At 38.1% G+C, this 22,270-nt stretch carries 30 protein-coding genes; 6 read left to right on the top strand and 24 right to left on the bottom strand.

All coding sequences use genetic code 11. The annotated features are described in order from the left end of the window. Positions 1-4 precede the first annotated feature (4 nt). The 23 genes from rpmD to rpsL all read right to left on the bottom strand — a co-directional run bounded on the left by rpmD (position 5) and on the right by rpsL (position 11,853). A complete protein-coding gene (gene rpmD, locus MED134_RS12325; protein WP_035335938.1) occupies positions 5-184 on the bottom strand; it encodes a 50S ribosomal protein L30 in 180 nt (59 codons plus the stop codon). Positions 185-195: 11 nt separating this feature from the next. After that, entirely contained in the window at positions 196-720 is a 525-nt protein-coding gene (gene rpsE, locus MED134_RS12320; RefSeq protein ID WP_035327573.1) for a 30S ribosomal protein S5, read from the bottom strand. A gap of 7 nt (positions 721-727) precedes the next feature. Beyond that, complete coding sequence (gene rplR, locus MED134_RS12315) at positions 728-1,084, bottom strand: 50S ribosomal protein L18 (protein ID WP_038599615.1); 357 nt, start codon at positions 1,082-1,084, stop codon at positions 728-730. 11 nt (positions 1,085-1,095) lie between these two features. Continuing rightward, positions 1,096-1,638, bottom strand: a complete 543-nt coding sequence (gene rplF / locus MED134_RS12310; protein ID WP_038599612.1) for a 50S ribosomal protein L6 — start codon at positions 1,636-1,638, stop codon at positions 1,096-1,098. Positions 1,639-1,658: 20 nt separating this feature from the next. After that, entirely contained in the window at positions 1,659-2,057 is a 399-nt protein-coding gene (gene rpsH, locus MED134_RS12305) for a 30S ribosomal protein S8 (protein WP_038599609.1), read from the bottom strand. A gap of 86 nt (positions 2,058-2,143) precedes the next feature. After that, a complete protein-coding gene (rpsN, locus tag MED134_RS12300) occupies positions 2,144-2,413 on the bottom strand; it encodes a 30S ribosomal protein S14 (RefSeq protein WP_035327565.1) in 270 nt (89 codons plus the stop codon). 3 nt (positions 2,414-2,416) lie between these two features. Then, on the bottom strand, positions 2,417-2,968 hold the full coding sequence (rplE, locus tag MED134_RS12295; RefSeq protein ID WP_035327564.1) for a 50S ribosomal protein L5: 552 nt from the start codon (positions 2,966-2,968) through the stop codon (positions 2,417-2,419). A gap of 2 nt (positions 2,969-2,970) precedes the next feature. Next, complete coding sequence (rplX, locus tag MED134_RS12290; protein WP_035327563.1) at positions 2,971-3,282, bottom strand: 50S ribosomal protein L24; 312 nt, start codon at positions 3,280-3,282, stop codon at positions 2,971-2,973. A 13-nt stretch (positions 3,283-3,295) separates the two neighbouring features. After that, positions 3,296-3,664: a 50S ribosomal protein L14 gene (gene rplN / locus MED134_RS12285; protein ID WP_035327562.1), complete on the bottom strand. Its 369-nt coding sequence runs from the start codon at positions 3,662-3,664 to the stop codon at positions 3,296-3,298. Next, complete coding sequence (rpsQ, locus tag MED134_RS12280; RefSeq protein ID WP_013751331.1) at positions 3,664-3,921, bottom strand: 30S ribosomal protein S17; 258 nt, start codon at positions 3,919-3,921, stop codon at positions 3,664-3,666. Before rpsQ ends, rplN begins: the two co-directional genes overlap by 1 nt. A gap of 11 nt (positions 3,922-3,932) precedes the next feature. Then, entirely contained in the window at positions 3,933-4,121 is a 189-nt protein-coding gene (gene rpmC, locus MED134_RS12275) for a 50S ribosomal protein L29 (protein WP_035327559.1), read from the bottom strand. An 11-nt stretch (positions 4,122-4,132) separates the two neighbouring features. After that, complete coding sequence (gene rplP, locus MED134_RS12270; RefSeq protein WP_035327557.1) at positions 4,133-4,555, bottom strand: 50S ribosomal protein L16; 423 nt, start codon at positions 4,553-4,555, stop codon at positions 4,133-4,135. A gap of 22 nt (positions 4,556-4,577) precedes the next feature. Further along, positions 4,578-5,297: a 30S ribosomal protein S3 gene (gene rpsC, locus MED134_RS12265; RefSeq protein ID WP_035327555.1), complete on the bottom strand. Its 720-nt coding sequence runs from the start codon at positions 5,295-5,297 to the stop codon at positions 4,578-4,580. Positions 5,298-5,301: 4 nt separating this feature from the next. Beyond that, positions 5,302-5,712 (bottom strand): 50S ribosomal protein L22, encoded by a 411-nt coding sequence (gene rplV / locus MED134_RS12260; protein WP_035327553.1) that lies wholly within the window; start codon positions 5,710-5,712, stop codon positions 5,302-5,304. Positions 5,713-5,718: 6 nt separating this feature from the next. Next, positions 5,719-6,000 (bottom strand): 30S ribosomal protein S19, encoded by a 282-nt coding sequence (gene rpsS / locus MED134_RS12255; RefSeq protein WP_035327551.1) that lies wholly within the window; start codon positions 5,998-6,000, stop codon positions 5,719-5,721. 6 nt (positions 6,001-6,006) lie between these two features. After that, positions 6,007-6,831, bottom strand: coding sequence for a 50S ribosomal protein L2 (gene rplB / locus MED134_RS12250; protein ID WP_035327549.1), 825 nt, complete (start codon positions 6,829-6,831; stop codon positions 6,007-6,009). 9 nt (positions 6,832-6,840) lie between these two features. After that, on the bottom strand, positions 6,841-7,131 hold the full coding sequence (gene rplW / locus MED134_RS12245; protein WP_035327547.1) for a 50S ribosomal protein L23: 291 nt from the start codon (positions 7,129-7,131) through the stop codon (positions 6,841-6,843). 6 nt (positions 7,132-7,137) lie between these two features. Continuing rightward, a complete protein-coding gene (gene rplD, locus MED134_RS12240) occupies positions 7,138-7,767 on the bottom strand; it encodes a 50S ribosomal protein L4 (protein WP_035327545.1) in 630 nt (209 codons plus the stop codon). Continuing rightward, positions 7,767-8,378 carry a 50S ribosomal protein L3 gene (gene rplC, locus MED134_RS12235; protein ID WP_035327543.1) on the bottom strand — a complete coding sequence of 204 codons (612 nt, stop codon included), beginning with the start codon at positions 8,376-8,378 and terminating at the stop codon, positions 7,767-7,769. The genes rplD and rplC overlap by 1 nt, the downstream gene beginning before the upstream one ends. 151 nt (positions 8,379-8,529) lie before the next feature. After that, the gene (gene rpsJ / locus MED134_RS12230; RefSeq protein ID WP_013073266.1) at positions 8,530-8,835 is read right to left on the bottom strand and encodes a 30S ribosomal protein S10; all 306 of its coding nucleotides are present in this window, start codon (positions 8,833-8,835) and stop codon (positions 8,530-8,532) included. Positions 8,836-8,846: 11 nt separating this feature from the next. Continuing rightward, on the bottom strand, positions 8,847-10,973 hold the full coding sequence (fusA, locus tag MED134_RS12225) for an elongation factor G (RefSeq protein WP_035327540.1): 2,127 nt from the start codon (positions 10,971-10,973) through the stop codon (positions 8,847-8,849). 3 nt (positions 10,974-10,976) lie between these two features. Beyond that, the gene (rpsG, locus tag MED134_RS12220; protein ID WP_035327538.1) at positions 10,977-11,453 is read right to left on the bottom strand and encodes a 30S ribosomal protein S7; all 477 of its coding nucleotides are present in this window, start codon (positions 11,451-11,453) and stop codon (positions 10,977-10,979) included. Between the two features lie 25 nt (positions 11,454-11,478). Next, complete coding sequence (gene rpsL / locus MED134_RS12215; RefSeq protein WP_013751318.1) at positions 11,479-11,853, bottom strand: 30S ribosomal protein S12; 375 nt, start codon at positions 11,851-11,853, stop codon at positions 11,479-11,481. Between the two features lie 189 nt (positions 11,854-12,042). On the opposite strand from rpsL, the gene MED134_RS12210 reads away from it, so the two are divergent. From MED134_RS12210 to rlmB, 6 genes are all read left to right on the top strand, one after another. Then, entirely contained in the window at positions 12,043-13,728 is a 1,686-nt protein-coding gene (locus MED134_RS12210; protein WP_038599587.1) for a ShlB/FhaC/HecB family hemolysin secretion/activation protein, read from the top strand. 121 nt (positions 13,729-13,849) lie between these two features. Continuing rightward, positions 13,850-17,092 (top strand): SusC/RagA family TonB-linked outer membrane protein, encoded by a 3,243-nt coding sequence (locus tag MED134_RS12205; protein WP_038599584.1) that lies wholly within the window; start codon positions 13,850-13,852, stop codon positions 17,090-17,092. 25 nt (positions 17,093-17,117) lie between these two features. Continuing rightward, complete coding sequence (locus MED134_RS12200) at positions 17,118-18,908, top strand: SusD/RagB family nutrient-binding outer membrane lipoprotein (protein WP_038599582.1); 1,791 nt, start codon at positions 17,118-17,120, stop codon at positions 18,906-18,908. Between the two features lie 62 nt (positions 18,909-18,970). Beyond that, positions 18,971-19,906: a hypothetical protein gene (locus tag MED134_RS14785; RefSeq protein ID WP_148305672.1), complete on the top strand. Its 936-nt coding sequence runs from the start codon at positions 18,971-18,973 to the stop codon at positions 19,904-19,906. 77 nt (positions 19,907-19,983) lie between these two features. Then, positions 19,984-20,748 (top strand): DUF6503 family protein, encoded by a 765-nt coding sequence (locus MED134_RS12190; protein WP_038599579.1) that lies wholly within the window; start codon positions 19,984-19,986, stop codon positions 20,746-20,748. Positions 20,749-20,755: 7 nt separating this feature from the next. Then, positions 20,756-21,490 (top strand): 23S rRNA (guanosine(2251)-2'-O)-methyltransferase RlmB, encoded by a 735-nt coding sequence (rlmB, locus tag MED134_RS12185; RefSeq protein ID WP_035327527.1) that lies wholly within the window; start codon positions 20,756-20,758, stop codon positions 21,488-21,490. Here rlmB and MED134_RS12180 read toward each other — a convergent pair. Beyond that, positions 21,485-22,261: a rhomboid family intramembrane serine protease gene (locus tag MED134_RS12180; protein WP_052084285.1), complete on the bottom strand. Its 777-nt coding sequence runs from the start codon at positions 22,259-22,261 to the stop codon at positions 21,485-21,487. The genes rlmB and MED134_RS12180 overlap by 6 nt on opposite strands. Between the last annotated feature and the right edge of the window lie 9 nt (positions 22,262-22,270).

Genomic DNA, 22,270 nt, shown 5'->3' with positions numbered 1-22,270 from the left:
TATATTAAGCTTCTTCTACAGAAACTAAGTGACTTACTTTATTTACCATACCAAGGATGTTAGGTGTGTTTTCGTGCACCTTTACCTGGCCTATTTTTCTCAATCCAAGAGATTCTAAAATTCTCTTCTGGTTCTGTGTGCGATTAATCGCGCTCTTCACCTTTGTTACTTTGATTTTTGCCATTGTTCCTTGATTTATCCTTTAAACACTTTATCAAGTGAGATACCACGTTGCTTTGCAACTGTCTCTGCACTTCTTAATTGTAATAAAGCATCAAAAGTTGCTTTTACTACGTTGTGTGGGTTTGAAGATCCTTGATTCTTAGAAAGTACATCGTGTATACCTACAGATTCAAGTACGGCACGTATTGCACCACCTGCGATTACTCCTGTACCGGCTGCTGCTGGTAAAAGTAATACACGAGCTCCTCCAAATTTACCTTTCTGTTCGTGAGGGATAGTTGCTTTGTTAAGCGGTATACGCACTAGGTTTTTCTTAGCATCTTCCATAGCCTTTGCAATTGCAGATGCTACTTCTTTTGACTTTCCTAATCCGTGTCCTACAACACCATTCTCATCACCTACTACAACTATAGCAGAAAATCCAAAAGCTCTACCTCCTTTAGTTACCTTAGTAACACGCTGAACGCCTACTAGACGATCTTTTAAGTCTAAGCCACTTGGCTTTACTAACTCTACGTTTTTATAATCTTGATACATAACTTTATTAGAATTTAAGACCGCCTTCTCTTGCGCCCTCTGCTAGTTGTTTAATTCTTCCGTGGTAAAGGTAACCTCCTCTATCAAATACTACAGCTTCAACTCCAGATTTTGTAGCTTTTTCGGCGATTGCCTTACCTACAAGTTTTGCAGTTTCAGATTTGTTAGATTTCGCAGCAGCGATATCCTTATCACGTGACGATGCAGCTGTTATAGTCTTCCCATTAAGGTCGTCTATTAACTGTGCATAAATCTCTTTATTACTTCTAAATACACAGAGTCTTGGTCTCTCCGCAGATCCAGAAATAGTCTTACGAATTCTAAGGTGAATTCTATTTCTTTTTTCACTTTTTGATAATGCCATTTCTCTATGTATTATGCAGATTTACCTGCTTTTCTTCTTATTATCTCTCCTACAAATCTGATTCCTTTTCCTTTGTAAGGCTCAGGCTTACGGAAACCACGAATCTTTGCAGCGACAGCCCCTACTAGTTGCTTGTCGTGTGAAGTTAACTTCACTATAGGGTTCTTACCTTTTTCTGAGATTGTCTCAACTTTTACTTCTGGAGCTACATCTAAAACGATGTTGTGAGAGAAACCTACAGCAAGATCAAGTTTATTACCCTGATTACTTGCTCTGTATCCTACTCCTACTAACTCAAGTTGCTTTTCAAAACCTTTAGAAACTCCTTCTATCATATTTGCGATAAGAGCTCTATAAAGACCGTGCTTTGCACGTAGGTCTTTTTTATCTGATGCGCGCTCAAGAGTAATTACTCCCTCCTCGATTTTGATCTCAATACCAGAGTACTCTTGCGTAAGCTCGCCTAATTTTCCTTTTACTGTTACAATGTTATCAGCAAGAGTTACTGTAACTCCTTCTGGCACTGTAATTGGACTTTTACCTATTCTTGACATGTCTTTGTCTTTTTATCTGATTAGTAAACGTAACAAAGTACCTCTCCTCCAACATTATGTTGTTGCGCTTGCTTACCTGTCATAACTCCTTTAGAAGTAGAGACAATAGCAATACCTAAACCGTTTAAGATACGAGGTATCTCACTAGATGAAGAATATTTACGTAAACCAGGCTTACTGATTCTTTGGATATCCTTAATAACTGCTTCTTTAGTAATGCGATCATACTTCAAGGCAATCTTGATCGTATCCTGCGCTTTACCTTCTACAAATTTGTAGCTAAGGATGTAACCTTGGTCAAATAAGATTTTAGTCATCGCCTTCTTAAGGTTTGATGCTGGAATCTCGACCACTCTGTGATTTGCTGCCGATGCATTACGCACACGTGTCAGAAAATCTGCAATAGTATCTGTATTCATTTAATTATAGTTACGGTAGTGGTTTTCTCTATTTCCGCTTTCGCGAAAGCATAAAAAGAACCTTCTACCAATTTATACTCTTTAATCTACCAGCTTGCTTTCTTAACACCTGGTATCAACCCCTGGTTAGCCATCTGACGGAACATCACACGTGATATACCGAACTGACGCATATAACCTTTAGGACGACCTGTAAGTTTGCAACGATTGTGCTGACGTATAGGTGAAGCGTTCTTAGGTAGCTTTTGCAATCCTTCGTAATCTCCAGCTTCTTTTAAAGCTTTACGTTTTTCAGCATATTTTGCAACAGTTTTAGCACGCTTTACCTCACGGGCTTTCATTGATTCTTTAGCCATATCTTAGTTCTTTTTAAAAGGTAAACCTAGTTCTTTAAGCAACGATTTTGCTTCCTTATCAGTTTGAGCAGATGTTTGAAAAGTGATGTTCATACCATCTATTTTCTTAATTCTGTCAATGTTGATCTCTGGAAAAATGATTTGCTCAGTGATACCCATACTATAGTTACCACGTCCATCAAATCCTGTTGCATTGATACCGTTAAAGTCACGTACACGTGGTAATGCAGATGTTACAAGTCTATCTAAAAACTCATACATACGCTCCCCACGTAAAGTTACTTTTGCACCAATAGGCATTCCTTTACGTAATTTAAATGTTGCAACGTCTTTTTTAGACATTGTCGAGATAGCTCTTTGTCCTGTAATAAGAGTAAGCTCTTCTACAGCATTTTCAACTAACTTCTTATCTGCAACCGCAGCTCCAACACCACGAGATACTACAATCTTATTAAGACGAGGTACCTGCATAACGTTCTTATATCCAAACTCTTCTTGAAGGGCTGGCGTCACGCGGTCATTAAACTCTTGTTTTAGTCTTGGTACGTATCCCATCACTATAATATTTCGTTGTTAGACTTTGCAAAGCGTACCTTCTTACCATCTTCCATACGGTAACCTACTCTCGTAGTTTTACCATCCTTATCTAAAAGGGAAAGGTTAGATATTTGAAGTGGCGCTTCTTTTTCTTTTATTCCACCTTGAGGATTTGCGGCGCTAGGCTTTTCGTGCTTCTTCACCATATTAACACCCTCAACGATTGCTTTGTTCTTCTCGATAAATACTTTTACGACTTTACCTTCTGATCCTTTATGATCTCCAGCAATAACCTTTACAGTATCTCCCGTTTTTATTTTAAGCTTTGTCATCTTCTTCTCTGTATTAAAGCACCTCTGGTGCTAATGATACAATCTTCATAAACTGTTTGTCACGAAGCTCTCTTGCTACTGGTCCAAATACACGAGTACCGCGCATCTCACCTTGAGCAGTTAAAAGAACACAAGCATTATCATCAAAACGGATATAAGATCCATCTGGACGACGTACTTCTTTCTTAGTACGCACAACTACTGCTGTAGACACGGCTCCTTTTTTAACCTGGCCATTAGGTGTTGCATCTTTTACAGATACAACAATCTTGTCTCCTACAGAAGCATATCTTCTCTTAGTACCTCCTAATACACGGATAGTCAAAACTTCTTTTGCTCCTGTATTGTCTGCTACTTTTAATCTTGATTCTTGCTGTAACATTACTTCGCTCTTTCAATGATTTCTACTAGTCTCCAAGTCTTAGATTTACTCATAGGACGTGTTTCCATTATCCTAACTGTATCTCCTTCGTTGCAGTCGTTTGTTTCGTCGTGTGCTACATACTTCTTCGTTTTTAAAACGAACTTACCATACATAGGGTGCTTTACTTTTTTAACTTCGGCAACAACGATAGATTTTTGCATCTTGTTACTAGTTACTACACCAACACGCTCTTTTCTTAAATTTCTTTTTTCCATCTTAAGCAGCGTTATTGTTCTCTTTTAGTTAATTCAGTTGCAATTCTAGCGACTGTACGTCTCATAGAACGCAATTGAATAGGATTGTCAAGTGGAGAGATAGCGTGAGCCATCTTAAGATCCATATAAGATCTCTTTGCTTTACCAAGCTCTTCTTGCAATTCTGCTGTAGATAATCCTTTTACCTCTGATTGTTTCATAGTACTCAAATTTATTCAGCTGAAAAATCTCTAGCTACGACATACTTAGTTCTCACTGGTAATTTCTGAGCTGCAAGACGTAATGCCTCTTTTGCAACTGGCTCAGGAATACCTCCTAATTCGAACATAATGCGTCCTGGTTTTACAACTGCTGCCCAATATTCTACAGCACCTTTACCTTTACCCATACGTACCTCTAGAGGTTTCTTTGTAATAGGCTTGTCCGGGAAGATCTTAATCCAAAGAGTTCCTTCCCTTTTCATATAACGTGTTGCTGCAATACGAGCTGCTTCTATTTGTCTCGCAGTTACAAAAGCTGAGTCTAATGATTTTATACCGAACTGGCCATTAGAAAGCGTGTGCCCTCTTTGCGCTAGTCCTTTCATACGACCCTTCTGCTGCTTGCGGAATTTTGTTTTTCTAGGCTGTAACATTTTTTACTGTCTTTTTAAAAAATTACTTTCTACGACGTGGTCCTCGGTTATCCTTACGACCTCCGCCACCTTTAGACTTACTGTTTTGAAGTCCAACTAAAGGAGAAAGCTCTCTCTTGCCATATACTTCACCTTTCATAATCCACACTTTAACACCCAGTCTACCGTAAGTAGTGTGAGCTTCAACTAAAGCATAATCTATGTCGGCTCTAAAAGTTGATAAAGGAATACGTCCATCTTTATAAGACTCTGTACGTGCCATCTCTGCACCGTTCAGACGTCCAGAAATCTGGATCTTAATACCCTCAGCATTCATACGCATTGCAGCCGCAATTGCCATCTTTATTGCACGACGGAAAGAAATTCTTCCTTCTATCTGACGAGCAACACTCTGACCTACTAGAAATGCATCTAGCTCTGGACGTTTGATTTCGTGGATATTAATTTGTACTTCTTTACCTGTGAGTTTCTTAAGCTCTTCTTTTAACTTGTCTACTTCCTGACCACCTTTCCCGATAATGATACCAGGCCTTGCAGTAGTAATAGTAACGGTTACAAGTTTAAGCGTACGCTCAATGATAACTCTTGACACACTAGCTTTACTTAAACGAGCGTGAATATAACGTCTAATCTTATCGTCTTCGGCAAGTTTATCACCGTAGTCATTACCTCCGTACCAGTTAGATTCCCATCCTCTGATTATTCCAAGGCGATTTCCGATTGGATTTGTCTTCTGTCCCATCTAATTAATTGCTTTGTGTGTTATCTTTTGCTCCAAGAACCACTGTTACGTGGTTAGAACGTTTTCTTATTCGGTGCGCGCGACCTTGTGGTGCTGGACGTAATCTTTTTAACATTGTTCCAGAATCAACCTTGATCTCTTTAATAAAAAGATTTGCATCTTCGATACTTGCGTCTTCATTCTTTGCTTCCCAGTTTGCAACTGCAGAAAGAACTAATTTCTCAACTTTACGTGATGCTTCTTTATTACTAAATTTCAATAACTGAAGTGCTCTTTCCACTTGCGTTCCTCGTACCATATCTGCTACAAGACGCATTTTACGTGGAGAGGTAGGGCAGTTATTCAATTTCGCGAAAGCGATAGACTTGTTAGCCTCTTTGCGACGATTTGCCGCTTCTTTTTTACGAACTCCCATCTCCTGTTATCTTTTACCTTTATTTTTCTTATCAGCTCCGTGTCCTCTGTAAGAACGCGTAGGCGAAAATTCTCCTAGCTTATGACCTACCATATTCTCAGTAACATATACCGGTACAAACTGGCGACCATTATGTACTGCAATAGTTTGCCCCACAAAATCTGGAGTAATCATAGAAGCCCTAGACCAAGTCTTAATGACAGTCTTTTTATTGCCTTCTACGTTTGCAGCAACTTTCTTTTCTAACTTATAGTGAACGTAAGGTCCTTTTTTTAATGAACGTGCCATATCTTATTATTTCTTTCTACGTTCTACAATATACTTATTACTCGACTTCGTCTTAGAACGCGTTCTGAAACCTTTAGCAGGTACACCATTACGGTTTCTAGGGTGACCTCCAGAAGACTTTCCTTCACCACCTCCCATAGGGTGATCAACAGGGTTCATCACTACTGGACGTACACGTGGACGACGACCTAACCAACGGCTTCTACCAGCCTTACCAGATACAAGTAACTGGTGATCACTGTTAGACACAGCTCCTATTGTAGCCATACACGTTGCAAGAATCAATCTTGTCTCACCTGAAGGTAACTTTACAGTTGCAAATTTACCATCACGAGCCATTAACTGAGCAAATGCTCCAGCCGAACGAGCCATAACAGCTCCCTGACCTGGACGTAACTCTATACAAGAGATTATAGTACCTAATGGAATATCTGAAAGTGGCATCGCATTACCAATCTCTGGCGCTACATTAGACCCAGAAACTAAGTTCTGACCTACCTGAAGACCGTTTTGAGCAATGATATACCTCTTTTCTCCATCTTGATAGTTAAGAAGTGCGATAAACGCAGTTCTATTTGGATCATACTGGATAGACGCAACAGTCGCAGGAACTCCTTCTTTGTTACGTTTGAAATCGATAATACGGTAACGCTTCTTGTGACCTCCACCTACTTGGCGAATTGTCATTTTACCCGTATTGTTTCTACCACCTGAGCGTTTTTTCGGAGCCAAAAGGCTTTTTTCCGGCTTATCAGTTGTAATCTGGTCGAAACCATTTACAACTCTAAATCGCTGCCCAGGAGTGATAGGTTTTAATTTTCTTACTGACATTTTGTTGTCTTAAATGTTGTTATAAAAATCTATTGTATCACCTTCCGCCAGCTGTACAATTGCTTTCTTAATAGCATTTGTTTTACCAGAAAGAACACCAGACTTCGTATAACGAGACTTGCGATCCGGGCGGACATTCATTGTGCGAACTTTTTCAACTGAAACACCATAAGCAGCTTCTACCGCTTTCTTAATTTCAACCTTATTTGTTCTCATACTAACTTCAAAAGTATAGCGATTCATTTCCTCACTATCTTTTGTCGCTTTTTCTGTAATAACAGGTTTTATCAAAATACTCATCGTGTCTTATTTTGCTAAGTTTGCCTCAACACCTTCTAAAGAACCCTCTAAGAATACAACATTGTTTGCATTCATAATACCGTAAGTGCTTAATTCTGAGCTTTTTACGACTTTTGAGGCCTTTAAATTGCGCGACGACAAATATACATTATTATTTGACTCTCCCAACACTATTAGTGACTTTTTATTTTCTAAGCCTAAGGCTTTCAAAACGTTCACAAAATCTTTTGTTTTTGGAGCGTCAAAATTGAAGTCTTCTATTACAGTGATTGCGTTATCGTTAGCCTTCATTGTAAGTGCAGAACGACGTGCAAGTCTCTTTAATCCTTTATTTAATTTGAAAGAGTAATTTCTCGGTCTTGGTCCGAACATACGTCCTCCACCTTTAAAAACACCAGACTTGATACTACCCGCACGAGCTGTACCTGTTCCTTTTTGTTTTTTGATCTTACGAGTAGATCCTGCGATCTCTGCTCTTTCTTTAGCCTTGTGCGTACCTTGACGTTGGTTTGCAAGAAATTGCTTAACGTCTAAGTAAACAGCGTGCTTGTTTGGTTCAATTCCAAAAACAGCATCAGAAAGGTCTGCCTTTCTCCCTGTTTCTTTTCCTTTGATATCTACAACTGCTACCTTCATTACTTCTGAATGATTACATAAGCATTTTTGTGACCAGGAACACATCCTTTCACTACAAGTAGGTTCTTCTCAGCTACTACTTTCAATACTTTAAGATTTTGAACTTTTATTTTGTCACCACCCATACGTCCTGCCATACGCATTCCTTTGAATACACGTGCAGGGTAAGATGCTGCTCCAATAGAACCAGGAGCTCTAAGACGGTTATGTTGACCGTGAGTCGCTTGACCTACACCGGCAAAACCGTGGCGCTTTACAACCCCTTGAAATCCTTTACCTTTTGAAGTTCCCGATACATCAACAAACTCTCCTTCAGCAAAATGATCTACAGTAATTGCATCTCCTAATTTAAACTCTCCTTCAAATCCTTGAAACTCGACAACTTTACGTTTAGCAACAGTTCCTGCTTTTTTGGCGTGGCCAGTAGCAGCTTTGTTTGCCTTTTTAACGTCATCGAAACCAAGTTGAAGGGCTTCATACCCGTCAGTTTCTTTGGTTCTGACTTGGGTGATAACGCAGGGACCTGCTTCAATAACTGTACAAGGAATGTTCTTCCCGTTCTCGTCAAAGATGCTAGTCATACCTACTTTCTTTCCGATTAACCCAGACATATTTATAAATATTAATTATTAAAATTCAATTCAAAAAACAAGGCCGAACACGTTCGACCTTGAATGTGTGTTTTCCGTTTTTCCCTCGCGCGCAGCTCAGGACAAGTTAGTGCGGTTATTATTTACGCTTTCGCGAAAGCGTAAACACCTATCACACCTTAATCTCCACCTCTACTCCAGATGGTAATTCTAACTTCATTAAAGCATCAATAGTCTTTGATGAAGAAGAATAGATATCAAGTAAACGCTTGTAAGAGCTAAGCTCAAACTGCTCACGAGATTTCTTGTTTACGTGTGGAGAGCGTAATACAGTAAAGATTTTTTTATGTGTTGGAAGCGGAATAGGTCCAGTTACTACAGCACCTGTCGTCTTCACAGTCTTAACGATTTTCTCAGCACTCTTATCTACTAAGTTGTGATCGTAAGATTTTAGTTTTATTCTAATTTTTTGACTCATTTCCTTAGTAATTATTCGTTTGTACCTTTTGAGGCAGCGATTACTTCTTCTGCAATATTAGAAGGAGTTTCTGCATAGTGCGAGAATTCCATAGTTGAAGTCGCACGACCAGATGAAAGCGTACGTAACGTTGTTACATATCCAAACATCTCAGAAAGTGGCACAGTAGCTTTTACTGTCTTTGCACCTGCACGGTCTCCCATATCAGATACTTGACCACGACGACGGTTAAGGTCACCTACGATATCACCCATATTTTCTTCTGGAGTAATAACTTCAAGCTTCATAATAGGCTCCATTATAACAGCTTTTGCAGCTTTTGCAGCGTTCTTAAATCCAAGCTTTGCAGCAAGTTCGAAAGAAAGTTGATCAGAATCTACATCGTGGTAAGATCCATCTGTTAATGTTACTTTCATAGCATCAACCTCATAACCTGCAAGAGGTCCATTTACCATTGCCATTTTGAATCCTTTCTCTACAGAAGGAACAAATTCTTTTGGTACGTTACCTCCTTTAATAGTAGATTCAAACTGTAATCCTTCAGCGCCTTCTTCTGCTGGTTCAAGTGTAAATACGATATCTGCGAATTTACCACGTCCACCAGATTGCTTTTTATAAGTCTCTCTGTGCTGTGCTTTTTGAGTAATAGCCTCCTTGTACTCAACCTGTGGCTGACCCTGAGAAACTTCCACCTTAAACTCACGCTTAAGACGATCTACAATAATATCTAAGTGAAGCTCACCCATTCCAGATATAATAGTCTGTCCTGATGCCTCATCTGTTTTTACTTGGAACGTTGGATCTTCTTCAGCAAGTTTTGCTAAAGCCATACCTAACTTATCAACATCTGCCTTAGTTTTTGGCTCAACAGCGATACCAATTACTGGATCTGGGAAGTCCATAGATTCAAGAACAATTGGGTTCTTTTCATCAGACATTGTATCTCCAGTCTTAATATCTTTAAATCCTACTGCTGCTCCAATATCTCCAGCCTCGATGAAATCGATAGCATTTTGCTTATTAGAGTGCATTTGATATATACGTGATATACGCTCTTTTTTACCTGAACGGTTATTTAAGATATATGATCCAGCATCTAGACGACCCGAGTAAGCACGGAAGAATGCAAGACGACCCACAAAAGGATCTGTTGCAATTTTAAACGCTAGAGCAGCAAATGGCTCTTTTACGTCTGGCTTACGTAGTTCTTCTTTTTCTGTATCTGGGTTAATCCCAACGATACCATCTTTATCTGTAGGAGAAGGAAGGTAACGACATACTGCGTCAAGAAGAAATTGAACTCCTTTATTCTTAAAGGCAGATCCACATATCATAGGGATAATCGCCATATCCATTACAGCAGCACGAAGTGCAGCGTGCACCTCTTCTTCTGTAATAGAATCTTCATCTTCCATAAATTTCTCAAGAAGGTTTTCATCATATGTTGCAACCTCCTCAATAAGCATAGCTCGATACTTACGAGCTTCCTCTTTCATATCTTCAGGAATGTCAATAACGTCAAACGTAGACCCCTGAGTTTCATCGTGCCATACAATTGCACGGTTCTTCACAAGATCAACAATACCTTTAAAGTCACCCTCGTCACCTATGTTTAAAACGATAGGCACAGCGTTTGACTTCAACATATCCTTCACCTGCTGACAAACAGCAAGGAAGTTAGAACCTTGACGGTCCATCTTGTTTACAAAACCTATTCTAGGCACTTTATAATTATCTGCAAGTCTCCAGTTAGTTTCTGACTGAGGCTCAACACCATCTACAGCACTAAAAAGAAATACTAATCCATCAAGAACACGTAAAGAACGGTTAACTTCTACCGTAAAATCAACGTGACCAGGAGTATCAATAATATTAAAGTGATAGTCTTTAGTTTCTGGAAGAGGCTTAGCGTTCTCCATTGGGAACTTCCAAGTACAAGTAGTTGCAGCAGAGGTAATTGTAATACCACGCTCCTGTTCTTGCTCCATCCAGTCCATCGTTGCAGCACCATCGTGAACCTCACCGATTTTATGACTTACACCCGTATAATAAAGTATACGCTCTGTAGTAGTGGTTTTTCCAGCATCAATGTGAGCCGCAATACCAATATTTCTAGTAAATTTTAAATCTCTTGCCATTTCTTAGAATCTAAAGTGTGAGAATGCTTTATTTGCTTCTGCCATTTTGTGTGTATCAACACGCTTTTTAACAGCAGCACCTTCTTCTTTTGCCGCAGCCATAATCTCTGCAGCTAGCTTTGCAGCCATAGACTTCTCATTTCTCTTACGAGAAAAGCTAATTAACCACTTCATCGCAGTAGAAATCTTACGATCTGGACGAATTTGGTTTGGTATCTGATAAGTTGCTCCTCCCACACGACGACTACGCACTTCTACGTGAGGCATTACGTTAGATAAAGCATCTTTCCACAGCTCTAAAGCTGTTTTTTCTTCATTTGTGTTCTTTTCTTCTACGATGTCAATTGCATCATAAAATACTTTAAAAGCTGTAGACTTCTTACCACTCCACATCATCATATTAACGAAACGAGTTACTAACTGATCGTTAAATTTTGGATCTGGAAGAATAGGTCTCTTCTTGGCCTGTTTTTTTCTCATTACTTCTTCTTAAAGTGTTGTTGATTTACTTCTTAGGGCGTTTTGCACCATATTTAGATCTCGATTGCGTTCTTCCTGCAACACCAGCGGTGTCTAAGGCTCCACGTACAATATGATATCTAACTCCTGGCAAATCTTTTACCCTTCCACCTCTTACCAATACTATCGAGTGCTCTTGTAAATTGTGACCTTCTCCTCCGATGTATGCATTCACCTCTTTACCATTTGTTAAACGAACACGCGCAACTTTACGCATAGCCGAGTTTGGTTTCTTAGGTGTAGTCGTGTAAACACGAGTACATACGCCGCGGCGTTGTGGGCACGATTCAAGGGCCGCCGATTTACTCTTCTTGGTAATCTTGGTTCTTCCTTTACGTACTAATTGTGAAATTGTTGGCATAATTTCTTTCTACCTAATTGTTAATTTACTTAATATACCCATTTTAAGGGTTGGCAAAAGTATGAAATTTTTCTCAGCCATCAAATAGCAGCTCGCTAATTTTTCAAAAAAGTTCTGAATACCAAAAAACTAACATACTTTAGCAACAGAAAAACACGTTACCCAAACAACCATAAATCCATCCATTTTTTGAAGACCCACATATTATTATTTACACTATTTGTCTTCACCATTACATTAAGTGGTCAAAATTCAGGTTCAAAACTACTCCTACAACTAGAAGGAGAGAATAAAGAAGAAACTGAATTACTCAACACAATACCACACACTAAATCTTTTACAGAAGCTGCTTTACTCTATAACGAGATAGACAGCATCGCAAACCAACTCATTACAGAAGGCTATTTTGATATTGAAAAAACAGTCCAACAGAGCAATAACATCTACACGGCAACATTCTCACTAAACACTAGGTACGATTCACTAACTCTTGACATTTCAAAACAACCCATTCTAAAAACTTATATTAAGGAGACAGCCTACACCATAGATAATGATATTCTAATTATAGAAACCGCTTTCGCGAAAGCGCTATTAGAGCAACTAACAACTATTGCCGCAAACAATGGTGATCCGTTTGCAAGTTTTCAAATAACAGAACTCGCAAAAACCAACAACATCATAAATGGTAGACTAGAATTAACATCGAATAAACAACGAAAAATAACCGATGTGATCTATAAAGGATATCCAAATTATCCAACTACGTTTCTAAACAGCATAACAAAAAAAGTACTCAACAAAACCTACAACCAAGAAAAGCTGAATACGATAAACGATGAGTTACGCAGTTTACGTTTTATAAGTACAACTAAAAAAGCTCAAGCTCTTTTTAAAAAAGATAGCACCACCGTTTTTTACTACATTAAAAAAGTAGATCAAAATCAATTTGACGGTTTTATTGGTTTTGCATCAAACGAAGACAATACTTTAAGACTAGATGGCTACCTAGACTTACAACTCATAAACAACTTTAACTACGGTGAAGAACTATCACTTAACTACAAATCTGACGGGGAGGATCAATCACAACTTAAAATAAAAGCATCACTACCCTATATACTAAAGACACCCTTAGGAATAGAAAGCTCACTCTCCATCTTTAGAAAAGATAGCACATTCTCAACTACAGATATAAACATTCAGGCATATTACCACCCGACTACTAATCACAAAATCTCAACAGGATACAATAACACAACATCAGAAAACCTCCTCACCATTCAAGAAACAGAACAGGACGCAGCAGACTTTAAGACCACAACAGGATACCTCGAATACCAGTATACAAAAAGAAACAATGACTATTTCTTCCCTATAACCACGCAATTTCATTTTCAAACTAATTACGGAACTAGAATTGCGAATATGACAAAAACACCACAGACCCAAATTTTATTAAAAATGAAAAGGATTTTTAATTTTAATAACAAAAACTCAATCTATATTTCTGGATCTTTTAACAGTTTGTTTTCTAAAAATTACATCACAAACGAACTTTTCAGACTAGGAGGAATTACTTCTATAAGAGGCTTTGAAGAGAACAGCATCTTTGCAAATCTCTCTGGCATCATAAACACAGAATATAGATTAAAACTAAGTAATAGCCTATACATCAACACAGTTACAGATGGTGGGTATGTAGAAAATAGTATTGCAAATGAAAAGAATTACCTGCTAAGCCTAGGAGCAGGAGCGGGAATACGCACTAAGGCAGGACTACTGCAAATCAATATTGCAAACGGAAAATTTAACAATTCTGCATTAGACTTCTCAAACACAAAATTACATCTAATTCTTGCCGTACGCTTTTAAATAAAGGGATTAACACCATTTACAAAGCGTTAAAAAAAAACTAAATTTTAGGAACTATTAGTTGTGTAATTAACTTTTTATTGTGATTTTTGGCATTGGCTAATTCAAATAATTTATAAAAATGAAAACAAAGTTTAGTGGAATTTTAACGCTATTGCTAGCGTTTGTAGTGCAAGTTTCGTTTGCACAAACAACAGTTTCCGGAACTGTTACTGAAGACAATGGTCCTTTGCCTGGTGCAAATGTCATTATCAAAGGTACTTCTACGGGAACTCAAACCGATTTTGACGGAAATTACTCAATCCAAGCAAGCCCATCTGATGTGCTTGTCTTTAGTTTTGTTGGTTTCGCAACACAAGAGGTTACTGTAGGAAATCAATCAACAATTAATGTAGCTCTTGCTGCTGACAATGCTCTAGACGAGGTAGTTGTAACGGCACAAGGGGTTAAGCGTGAGAAAAAAGCGCTTGGTTATGCAGTAAGTGAAGTTGCTTCTGAAGAAATCGAAGGGCGTACAGAAGGTGACGTTGCACGTGTACTATCAGGAAAAGCTTCTGGTGTACAGATTACTTCTCAAAGTGGTGCTTCTGGATCTGCAACAAACGTAATTATACGTGGTTACACTTCAATTAATGGTAGTAACCAAGCTTTATTTGTAGTGGATGGTGTACCTTTTAGTAGTGATACAAACACTACAGGAAACTTTCTTAATGGTAACAACGGGTCTTCACGTTTCTTAGACCTTGATCCAAACAACATTGAAAGTGTAAACGTGCTTAAAGGACTTGCAGCTGCAACTCTTTATGGTACTGCTGGACGTAACGGTGTTATCGTAATCACAACGAAGTCTGGAACTACTGGTAATGGTGGACCAAAGAAAAGTGAAATCACAATTAACCAGTCTTATTTTGTTAATGAAATTGCTTCATTACCGGACTACCAAGATAGCTACGGAGGTGGTTTTGATCAATCATTTGGATGGTTTTTCTCAAACTGGGGACCTTCTTTTAATGCTGGTGGAGTAGATGGGTATTTAAACGATCCTGCTCAACTTATTGACGAGAATGGAACTGTTGCTCACCCTTATGACACTCAAGCAGCCTTTAACGGGTCAAGAGGAGATGAATTTGCTGGGCAGCGTTATGAGTACAGACCTTACAATAACGTTTCTCAATTCTTCCGTACAGGAGGGGTCTCAAATACTTCTATAAATATAAATGGAGCATCTGAAGATGGTAAAGTAAATTTCAACGTAAACTACGGTCACCTTGAAGACAAAGGATTTATCCCTGGTAACCAATTACGCAGAAACAACTTATCAGTTGGTGGACGTGCTCAACTTTCTAATAAATTTACTATTGCAGGAACAATGAACTTCTCAAGAACAGATGTTTCATCTCCTCCTGTAGCTGCATCACGTGGTAACGGTACGTTAGGATTCTCAGTATTTGCAAATGTATTCTTTACACCTCGTAACGTAGATTTAGCAGGGCTGCCATTTGACATTCCTGAAACTGGAGGTAGTTTATACTACAGAAATGGTAATGACATTAACAACCCAAATTGGATTGTTAGAAACGCTGGATCTAAAGAATTAACAAACCGTGTATATGGTACATCAACACTGTCATATGCAATTAATGATAATTTGAATTTACAATACCGTGCTGGTGTAGATTTTTACAACTCACGTTTTGAATTTGGTGTAAATAAAGGTGGTGTCCTTGGATCTGGAGGTGTTGATGACATTAATGGTGAATATAACACTAGAGATACTAATGTTCGTATTTGGGATCACTATGTTGCATTAAGTGGAGATTATGACCTCTCTGATAAAATTGGAATGACCTTCGTAACAGGAGCAACTTCTAGATCAAGAGAGATTGATGTTCAAGGTGTAAACAGTACTGGACAACTTGTATTTGGTGTACAACGACACTTTAACTTTTTAGAGCAAACACCTGTACAATTTACATCTTTTAGAAATATAGTTGGAGTTTTAGGGCAAGCAGACATAGATTATGACAATATGTTATTCTTAACACTTGCTGCTCGTAATGACTGGGTTTCTAACTTACCTAAAGAAAACAATTCAAAATTCTATCCTTCTGTAAGTTTATCTTTCTTACCAACAACTGCTTTTGATGGTTTGAAAGGAGATGCTCTTAATTACTTAAAAGTAAGAGCAGGTTTAGGAACATCTGCTGGTTTCCCTACAGGATTCCCTACTGTAAATACAGTAAGCCAGTTTACAAACCAATTTATTGATCCATTTTCAATCAATAACGTAACTACTAACAGTGTAAGTAACTTCCAAGCTAATCCAGATCTTAAGCCTGAGCTTGTTTCTGAATTTGAAGTTGGATTTGATGCTCGTTTCCTTAAAAATCGCGTAAGTCTTGATTTATCATACTTTAATCGTTCTACTGATGATTTAATTGTAACTAAACCTCTTCCTCCATCTACTGGATTTACTTCTACACAAGCAAACGTAGGTAAAGTAGAAGGTGATGGTTTTGAAATTGACTTAGGAGTTGATGTATTCGAATCAGAATCTGATGGATTTACTTGGAATTCTAGAATAAACTTTACTACTAGTGAGCAAATTGTAACAGAGCAAGAAGATGACCAAATCATCTATGCTGGACGACCTGAGCCTTTCCTTGGAGGAAACGCAGCAATACGCGGTGAGCAATTAGGAGTTATTGTAGGTACTCGTATACAAAGAGATGACAATGGAAACTTTGTAGTGAATGGAGCTGGTAACTATGTTGTTGAAGATAACGTTACTCTTGCTGATGGACGTAATATCACTCCAATCATAGGTAACCCTAACCCTGACTATGTAATGAACTGGATAAACAGTTTCTCTTACAAGAATTTCAATTTAGGTTTCCAAATGAACCATACTAAAGGTGGAGATATTGCTTCTTCTACAATTGCGGTATTATTAGGACGTGGACTTATCACAGAAACTGAAGATCGTGAGAATACTTACATACTTCCTGGTGTAACAGCGGATGGTAGTCCTAACCAAACACAGATCAACAACTCACAGTACTACTTCTCAAATGTATTATTTGGACCAAAAGAACTTCAGATATACGACGCATCAGTATTAAGACTTCAAGAAGTTTCTTTAGGATACAGCGTACCTAAGAAATTATTAGAAAAAACTCCATTTGGATCTTTCAGCGTAACTGCTAGTGGGTTTAACTTATGGTATGACGCTTACAATACTCCAGACGGAGCTAACTTTGACCCTAACGTAGCCGGTGTTGGTGTTGGTAACGGGCGTGGCTTTGATTACATCAATGGTCCATCTTCAAAACGTTATGGAGTAAGCGTAAAAGCATCATTTTAATTAAAAAGATTTTAAAAATAGAATTATGAAAAACACATTTAAATTCATAATGGCTGTTGCTATAGCAAGTAGTTCTTTGTTCTTCTCTTGTGAGACGACTGAACTAGAACTTGTAGAAAGCCCAAACAGTCTGCCAGAAGGAACGGGTGACCCATCTTTCTTGCTTAATTCAATACAGCTCGCGTATCGTAATAACGCAATTACTTTTAATGGTAATGGTGAGTCACTAACTAGAATAGGTACTTTTGGTTCACGAGATTATTTTAATGGCCTTACAGGCGGAAGTCTTGATGGAGCTTGGACAAGAACTTATGCAGGTATTTTTGCAGATGTTATTGCGATAGAACAACTTGCACAAGACCCAACCCAAGACCTTCGTTTCCACTTAGGAACTGCTAAGGTAATGCAGGCTCATTCATTATTATGGTTGGTAGATTATATTGGAGACATTCCTTTTACTGAGGCGCTTAATCCTATTGAATTCCCAAGTCCTAATGTAGATGATGGTGCATCTGTTTACGAGGGGGCTCTTGGAATTCTAAATGAAGGTAAAGCTTTACTTGAATCTATTTCAGCTGGTGACGCTCTCGTTCCTGCGGTAGATATGTTTTATGATGAAGATCCTACTAAATGGGTGAAGGCTGCAAATAGTATTGCTATGAAAGCTGCTATAACTACAGGAGATATTGCTACATTTAATGCAATTGTTGCAGAAGGTAATTTTATTACTGATGCTGAGGATGATTTACAATTCCAGTATGGTACTAATTTATTAAACCCGAATACACAACATCCAGATTATTTTGCAAACTATACTGAGCAAGGTGTAGGCCCTTACCGTAGTAACTGGTTAATGGGAACAATGCTAGAGAATAATGATCCAAGAATACGTTACTATTTTTACAGACAATCTGGATGTACACCTGGTGCATCTTGTGATCCTGAAGGAGATGGTGAAACTTTAAGTTGTTCTTTAGAAACTTCTCCTCCTCATTATAATGGATTTACCTTCTGCTTCTTAGAAGATGGATACTGGGGACGTGATTTCGGTGATGATAGAGGTGCTCCACCAGATGAGTTTGTTAAAACTGCAACTGGAGTTTACCCAAGTGGAGGAAAATTAGATGCTAATAACTTTGATAATCTTGTTGTTGTTGAGCAAGAAGATGGTTCATTCGCATTAGAACTAGACGAAGATGACGATCTTGTAGGATTAGGAGAAGGTGGAGTTGGAGCAGGTATTGAACCTATCATCCTTTCTTCTTATGTAGATTTCTGGAGAGCAGAAGCAGCTATGGTTTCTGGTGATCCAGGAGCAGCGGCAGGTTTTATTCAAAGTGGTTTAGAAAAATCTATTGCTAAGGTACAAGGTTTTGGTGACCTAGATCAGAGCGCTGTAAATGGAATATTATCTGCAGACATAGATTCAAACACTGGTGAGTTATCCAATGTTGTTTTAGCTAACACTTTGTTACCAACTTCAGCTGATAATCAAGCATTTATTGATGATGTAGTTGCAGATTTCAATAACGCTGATACAGATGGAAAATGGAATATTCTTGCTGAACAATTCTGGATTACAATGTATGGTGGTGGTGCTGAAGCTTATAACTTTTACAGAAGACAAGGCTACCCAACAACTTTACAGCCTAACTTAGAGGCAGATCCAGGAGCATTTCCAAGGTCATTTCCTTATACTACGTCTGAAATAGTTGCTAATCCTAATATTAGCCAGAAGCCAGATCAAAACGTACAAGTATTTTGGGATACTAACCCACCTTCAGCAGTATCTGGTGGTTTCCCAGCAGCTAACTAAAAAATAAAAGCAAAATGAAAAACTTAATAAAATATGCCTTTGCAGGAGCCATTCTAATAGGAATGGCCTCTTGTGAGGATGATGAACAAAACACAACAGATTTTGTTCAAGAAAATGTTGAAAGAGGAGCTGTTCTAAGAACAACTGAAATCTTTTCTAATGAATTACCTATTAATACACCTGGTGCTCAATTTTCAATTGAGATAGAAGAGCAAGATGTACAGGGAGGTGATTTACTAATGAGTGTAGATGTAGTTGGTCGTTTCGAGGACAACTCAGAAGACGATGGAGATACAACTGGAGCAAACTTAGAAACTTTTTCTTTAGGGACAGTTCCTGCAAGTGAATTTACTGATGGCCCTTTTGGACTACCAAGAACTACACTTACTTATACAATTGAAGAACTAGCAGCACTTGCTAATGTAGACCCTGCTAACCTTTTTGGAGGAGACGTATTTATTATTGACCTTACATTAAACCTAACTGACGGCCGTGTATTTAATGCCGATAATGCAGGAGGAATAATCACTGGAGGTTTCTTTAACTCTCCATTTCGTTATAATGCAAGTGTAACTTGTCCAGTTGGTGAAGAACAATTCCTTGGAGATTATGCACTTTCTATTGTTTCTGGAGTATTTCCTGATTTCGGTGTAACTCAAGATTTTACGGAACAGGTTTATACGATATCAAATGAAGAAGGTGGACCAACTGAGCGTACTATAGAAGACGTAATTTACCTTCCTGAGTTTGGAGGTTTTATAGGAGATATGGTTTTTAATTTAGTTTGTGAAGACACAGTAACACCATTCCAAAACGTAGGTGGTGGAGTTGGTTGTGGTGGAGCAATACAGCAAGGATCTTTTGGAACTAACTTTGGTTCTTATGATCAGACTGATGACACATCTTTCACTTTAGATTTCATCCTTACTGCTGGAGACAGTGGTAGTACTTGTCCAAGTTCACCTTATACATCTGTATTACTATTTACTAAACAGTAATAAGACTTATTTTTTACTTTTAAAGGTCACCTTACAAGGTGACCTTTATTTTTTTGTAACACATTTTACTTAAAGCTATGAAGAAGGCACTTATAATTATTCTAATACTTACAATTGGTTCTTGTAAAAAAATGTCTGAAAAAAAAGAAGAACATTCACTAACAGAAATAGTGAACAAGACGTTGCAAGCTCACGGAAGGTCAACATTTGACTCCCACAAAATTACTTTTACAGTAGGTAATACCACATATAGCCAAGAACAAGAAAATGGTCGAGCTATTCAATCATTCAGCCGCTATAAAGATAATATTGAACACAAAGGGACATACAACGGAGGCTATATAGAATACTTTATTGATGGAGATTTACAAGAGGAAGGTAGTTATCCAGCGCCAATGTTAGAAAAATCTCTTTACGGTTTTCTTTATGCAGCAAACTTACCTTTGTCTTTAGCTACGAACGATATACGCTATAGAAAATTAGATGAAGTAGAAATAAGAAATAAGACTTATTTTACAATTCAGGCCTCAAATGTTGAAATGCCATCTAAAATTGATGATCAATTTATCCTATATATAAATACAGAAGACTTTTTAGTAGAATACATAGCGCTCAACCATTCACTCTCGGGCAGTATGACTCAATTCCGAAGACTTATAAATACAAGAAAGATAAATGATGTAATTTTTCAAGACTATATTATCTTTACCCCGCGAGATAAGGAACTTCCTCTTTCAATGTTATATAAAGAATATAATTCTGCTCAATTGAAAGACCATAGAACTATTAGCTTTCAGAATATAACAGTTACACCTCGCGACTCCCTTAATCTTACTTATTAATTTATTTATGGAAAAAACACTACAAATACACGGAACACGTGCAATCATAGAAGCGATAGAAGCGGGCAAAGAAGTAGATAAAGTTTTTCTACAGAAAGGACTTCACAACTCACTACTGAGCGAACTGAATACACTTATCAAGAAAAATGGGATACAAACCTCTTTTGTACCTATTGAAAAACTTAATAAGCTTACACAACTCAACCACCAAGGTGCTGTTGCTACAATATCTCCGGTTAAATATCACGACTTTGAAGAACTTGTGAATAGAACGGTAGAAAGTGGAGAAACACCATTATTTATTTTGCTTGATCAACTCTCAGATGTACGCAACTTTGGTGCAATTATACGTACTGCAGAGTGTACAGGAGCCCACGGTGTAATAATACCCAAAAAAGGAGGTGCTCCTCTCAATGGTGTTGCTGTAAAAACATCTGCTGGTGCAGCATTTAGTATGCCTATTGCCAAAGTTGATCATATAAAAGATGCTATTTACTACCTGCAAGGATCAGGAATTCAAGTTGTAGCTGCAACTGAAAAAACAGACAACACTCTCTACGACGTAGATTTTAAAGAACCTACTGCAATAGTAATGGGACGTGAAGATAGCGGTGTATCACCAGGTGTACTTAAAATTGTGGATCATCAAGCAAAACTCCCTCTTAAGGGTTCTATTGCATCTTTAAATGTTTCGGTTGCCTGTGGAGCCTTTCTTTATGAAGCGGTAAGACAACGCTTATAAATCATTCTGAGGGACATCCAGAGCTTGCGCATCAACACCGTCGTTACTTACAAAGTGATAAATAATTGTATAACAGTCTGCCTCTGTGTCAATTTTTGGATCAGGGGGTAATTCAAAGAAGTTTCCATCTTCGTCAAACTGCCTCATAAAAGGATCATCTGCCTCATTATAATCAGGTTCCTCCCAAGCATATGTAATGGGTTTTGGTACGCTTTCGCGAAAGCGTAATGCAATCAAAGCACCAGCTATAAAACCAGATAGATGGCCTTCCCAAGAGATATTTTGGCTCGTAGGCATCGTGCCCCATATTAAACTCCCATATAAAAAAACCACAACAAGTGAAAGTGCTACTAGCCTGTAGTGCTTAGCGAGTATACCTTTAAAAAATAAGAAAGCCACGAGCCCATAAATAACCCCACTCATACCAATATGATAAGAGGTGCGACCTATTAACCAAGTTCCTAAACCACTTAGAAACACTATTAAAACTAGAACTTTCCAAGAAATTGTTCTATAAAAATAGAAAAGGGCAGTACTTAAAACTAATAGCGGTGTTGTATTGTGCCACAAGTGCTTTATACCACTATGTATGAATGGTGAGAAAAGGACACCTCTTAATCCCTTAAATGTTCTGGGACGTACGCCCCATTGTGTAAAATCTAATCCAAATTTTATCTCGACCCAAAATACAAACCAGATAATGAGCACAAAAAGCAACGGATACCCCACTACTCCATTATAGAATTTAAAATACGAAGATTCACTATCCATAAGCCCAAG

It is taken from the genome of Dokdonia sp. MED134, assembly GCF_000152925.2.
Taxonomy (GTDB): Bacteria; Bacteroidota; Bacteroidia; order Flavobacteriales; family Flavobacteriaceae; genus Dokdonia.
This window is presented reverse-complemented; position numbering and strand designations above follow the sequence as displayed.

What these genes read in the sequence shown, in the direction of transcription:
- rpmD (WP_035335938.1), bottom strand. Translation starts at nt 184, where the DNA reads ATGGCAAAAATCAAAGTAACAAAGGTGAAGAGCGCGATTAATCGCACA.
- rpsE (WP_035327573.1), bottom strand. Translation starts at nt 720, where the DNA reads ATGTATCAAGATTATAAAAACGTAGAGTTAGTAAAGCCAAGTGGCTTA.
- rplR (WP_038599615.1), bottom strand. Translation starts at nt 1,084, where the DNA reads ATGGCATTATCAAAAAGTGAAAAAAGAAATAGAATTCACCTTAGAATT.
- rplF (WP_038599612.1), bottom strand. Translation starts at nt 1,638, where the DNA reads ATGTCAAGAATAGGTAAAAGTCCAATTACAGTGCCAGAAGGAGTTACA.
- rpsH (WP_038599609.1), bottom strand. Translation starts at nt 2,057, where the DNA reads ATGAATACAGATACTATTGCAGATTTTCTGACACGTGTGCGTAATGCA.
- rpsN (WP_035327565.1), bottom strand. Translation starts at nt 2,413, where the DNA reads ATGGCTAAAGAATCAATGAAAGCCCGTGAGGTAAAGCGTGCTAAAACT.
- rplE (WP_035327564.1), bottom strand. Translation starts at nt 2,968, where the DNA reads ATGGGATACGTACCAAGACTAAAACAAGAGTTTAATGACCGCGTGACG.
- rplX (WP_035327563.1), bottom strand. Translation starts at nt 3,282, where the DNA reads ATGACAAAGCTTAAAATAAAAACGGGAGATACTGTAAAGGTTATTGCT.
- rplN (WP_035327562.1), bottom strand. Translation starts at nt 3,664, where the DNA reads ATGTTACAGCAAGAATCAAGATTAAAAGTAGCAGACAATACAGGAGCA.
- rpsQ (WP_013751331.1), bottom strand. Translation starts at nt 3,921, where the DNA reads ATGGAAAAAAGAAATTTAAGAAAAGAGCGTGTTGGTGTAGTAACTAGT.
- rpmC (WP_035327559.1), bottom strand. Translation starts at nt 4,121, where the DNA reads ATGAAACAATCAGAGGTAAAAGGATTATCTACAGCAGAATTGCAAGAA.
- rplP (WP_035327557.1), bottom strand. Translation starts at nt 4,555, where the DNA reads ATGTTACAGCCTAGAAAAACAAAATTCCGCAAGCAGCAGAAGGGTCGT.
- rpsC (WP_035327555.1), bottom strand. Translation starts at nt 5,297, where the DNA reads ATGGGACAGAAGACAAATCCAATCGGAAATCGCCTTGGAATAATCAGA.
- rplV (WP_035327553.1), bottom strand. Translation starts at nt 5,712, where the DNA reads ATGGGAGTTCGTAAAAAAGAAGCGGCAAATCGTCGCAAAGAGGCTAAC.
- rpsS (WP_035327551.1), bottom strand. Translation starts at nt 6,000, where the DNA reads ATGGCACGTTCATTAAAAAAAGGACCTTACGTTCACTATAAGTTAGAA.
- rplB (WP_035327549.1), bottom strand. Translation starts at nt 6,831, where the DNA reads ATGTCAGTAAGAAAATTAAAACCTATCACTCCTGGGCAGCGATTTAGA.
- rplW (WP_035327547.1), bottom strand. Translation starts at nt 7,131, where the DNA reads ATGAGTATTTTGATAAAACCTGTTATTACAGAAAAAGCGACAAAAGAT.
- rplD (WP_035327545.1), bottom strand. Translation starts at nt 7,767, where the DNA reads ATGAAGGTAGCAGTTGTAGATATCAAAGGAAAAGAAACAGGGAGAAAG.
- rplC (WP_035327543.1), bottom strand. Translation starts at nt 8,378, where the DNA reads ATGTCTGGGTTAATCGGAAAGAAAGTAGGTATGACTAGCATCTTTGAC.
- rpsJ (WP_013073266.1), bottom strand. Translation starts at nt 8,835, where the DNA reads ATGAGTCAAAAAATTAGAATAAAACTAAAATCTTACGATCACAACTTA.
- fusA (WP_035327540.1), bottom strand. Translation starts at nt 10,973, where the DNA reads ATGGCAAGAGATTTAAAATTTACTAGAAATATTGGTATTGCGGCTCAC.
- rpsG (WP_035327538.1), bottom strand. Translation starts at nt 11,453, where the DNA reads ATGAGAAAAAAACAGGCCAAGAAGAGACCTATTCTTCCAGATCCAAAA.
- rpsL (WP_013751318.1), bottom strand. Translation starts at nt 11,853, where the DNA reads ATGCCAACAATTTCACAATTAGTACGTAAAGGAAGAACCAAGATTACC.
- MED134_RS12205 (WP_038599584.1), top strand. Translation starts at nt 13,850, where the DNA reads ATGAAAACAAAGTTTAGTGGAATTTTAACGCTATTGCTAGCGTTTGTA.
- MED134_RS12200 (WP_038599582.1), top strand. Translation starts at nt 17,118, where the DNA reads ATGAAAAACACATTTAAATTCATAATGGCTGTTGCTATAGCAAGTAGT.
- MED134_RS14785 (WP_148305672.1), top strand. Translation starts at nt 18,971, where the DNA reads ATGGCCTCTTGTGAGGATGATGAACAAAACACAACAGATTTTGTTCAA.
- MED134_RS12190 (WP_038599579.1), top strand. Translation starts at nt 19,984, where the DNA reads ATGAAGAAGGCACTTATAATTATTCTAATACTTACAATTGGTTCTTGT.
- rlmB (WP_035327527.1), top strand. Translation starts at nt 20,756, where the DNA reads ATGGAAAAAACACTACAAATACACGGAACACGTGCAATCATAGAAGCG.
- MED134_RS12180 (WP_052084285.1), bottom strand. Translation starts at nt 22,261, where the DNA reads ATGGATAGTGAATCTTCGTATTTTAAATTCTATAATGGAGTAGTGGGG.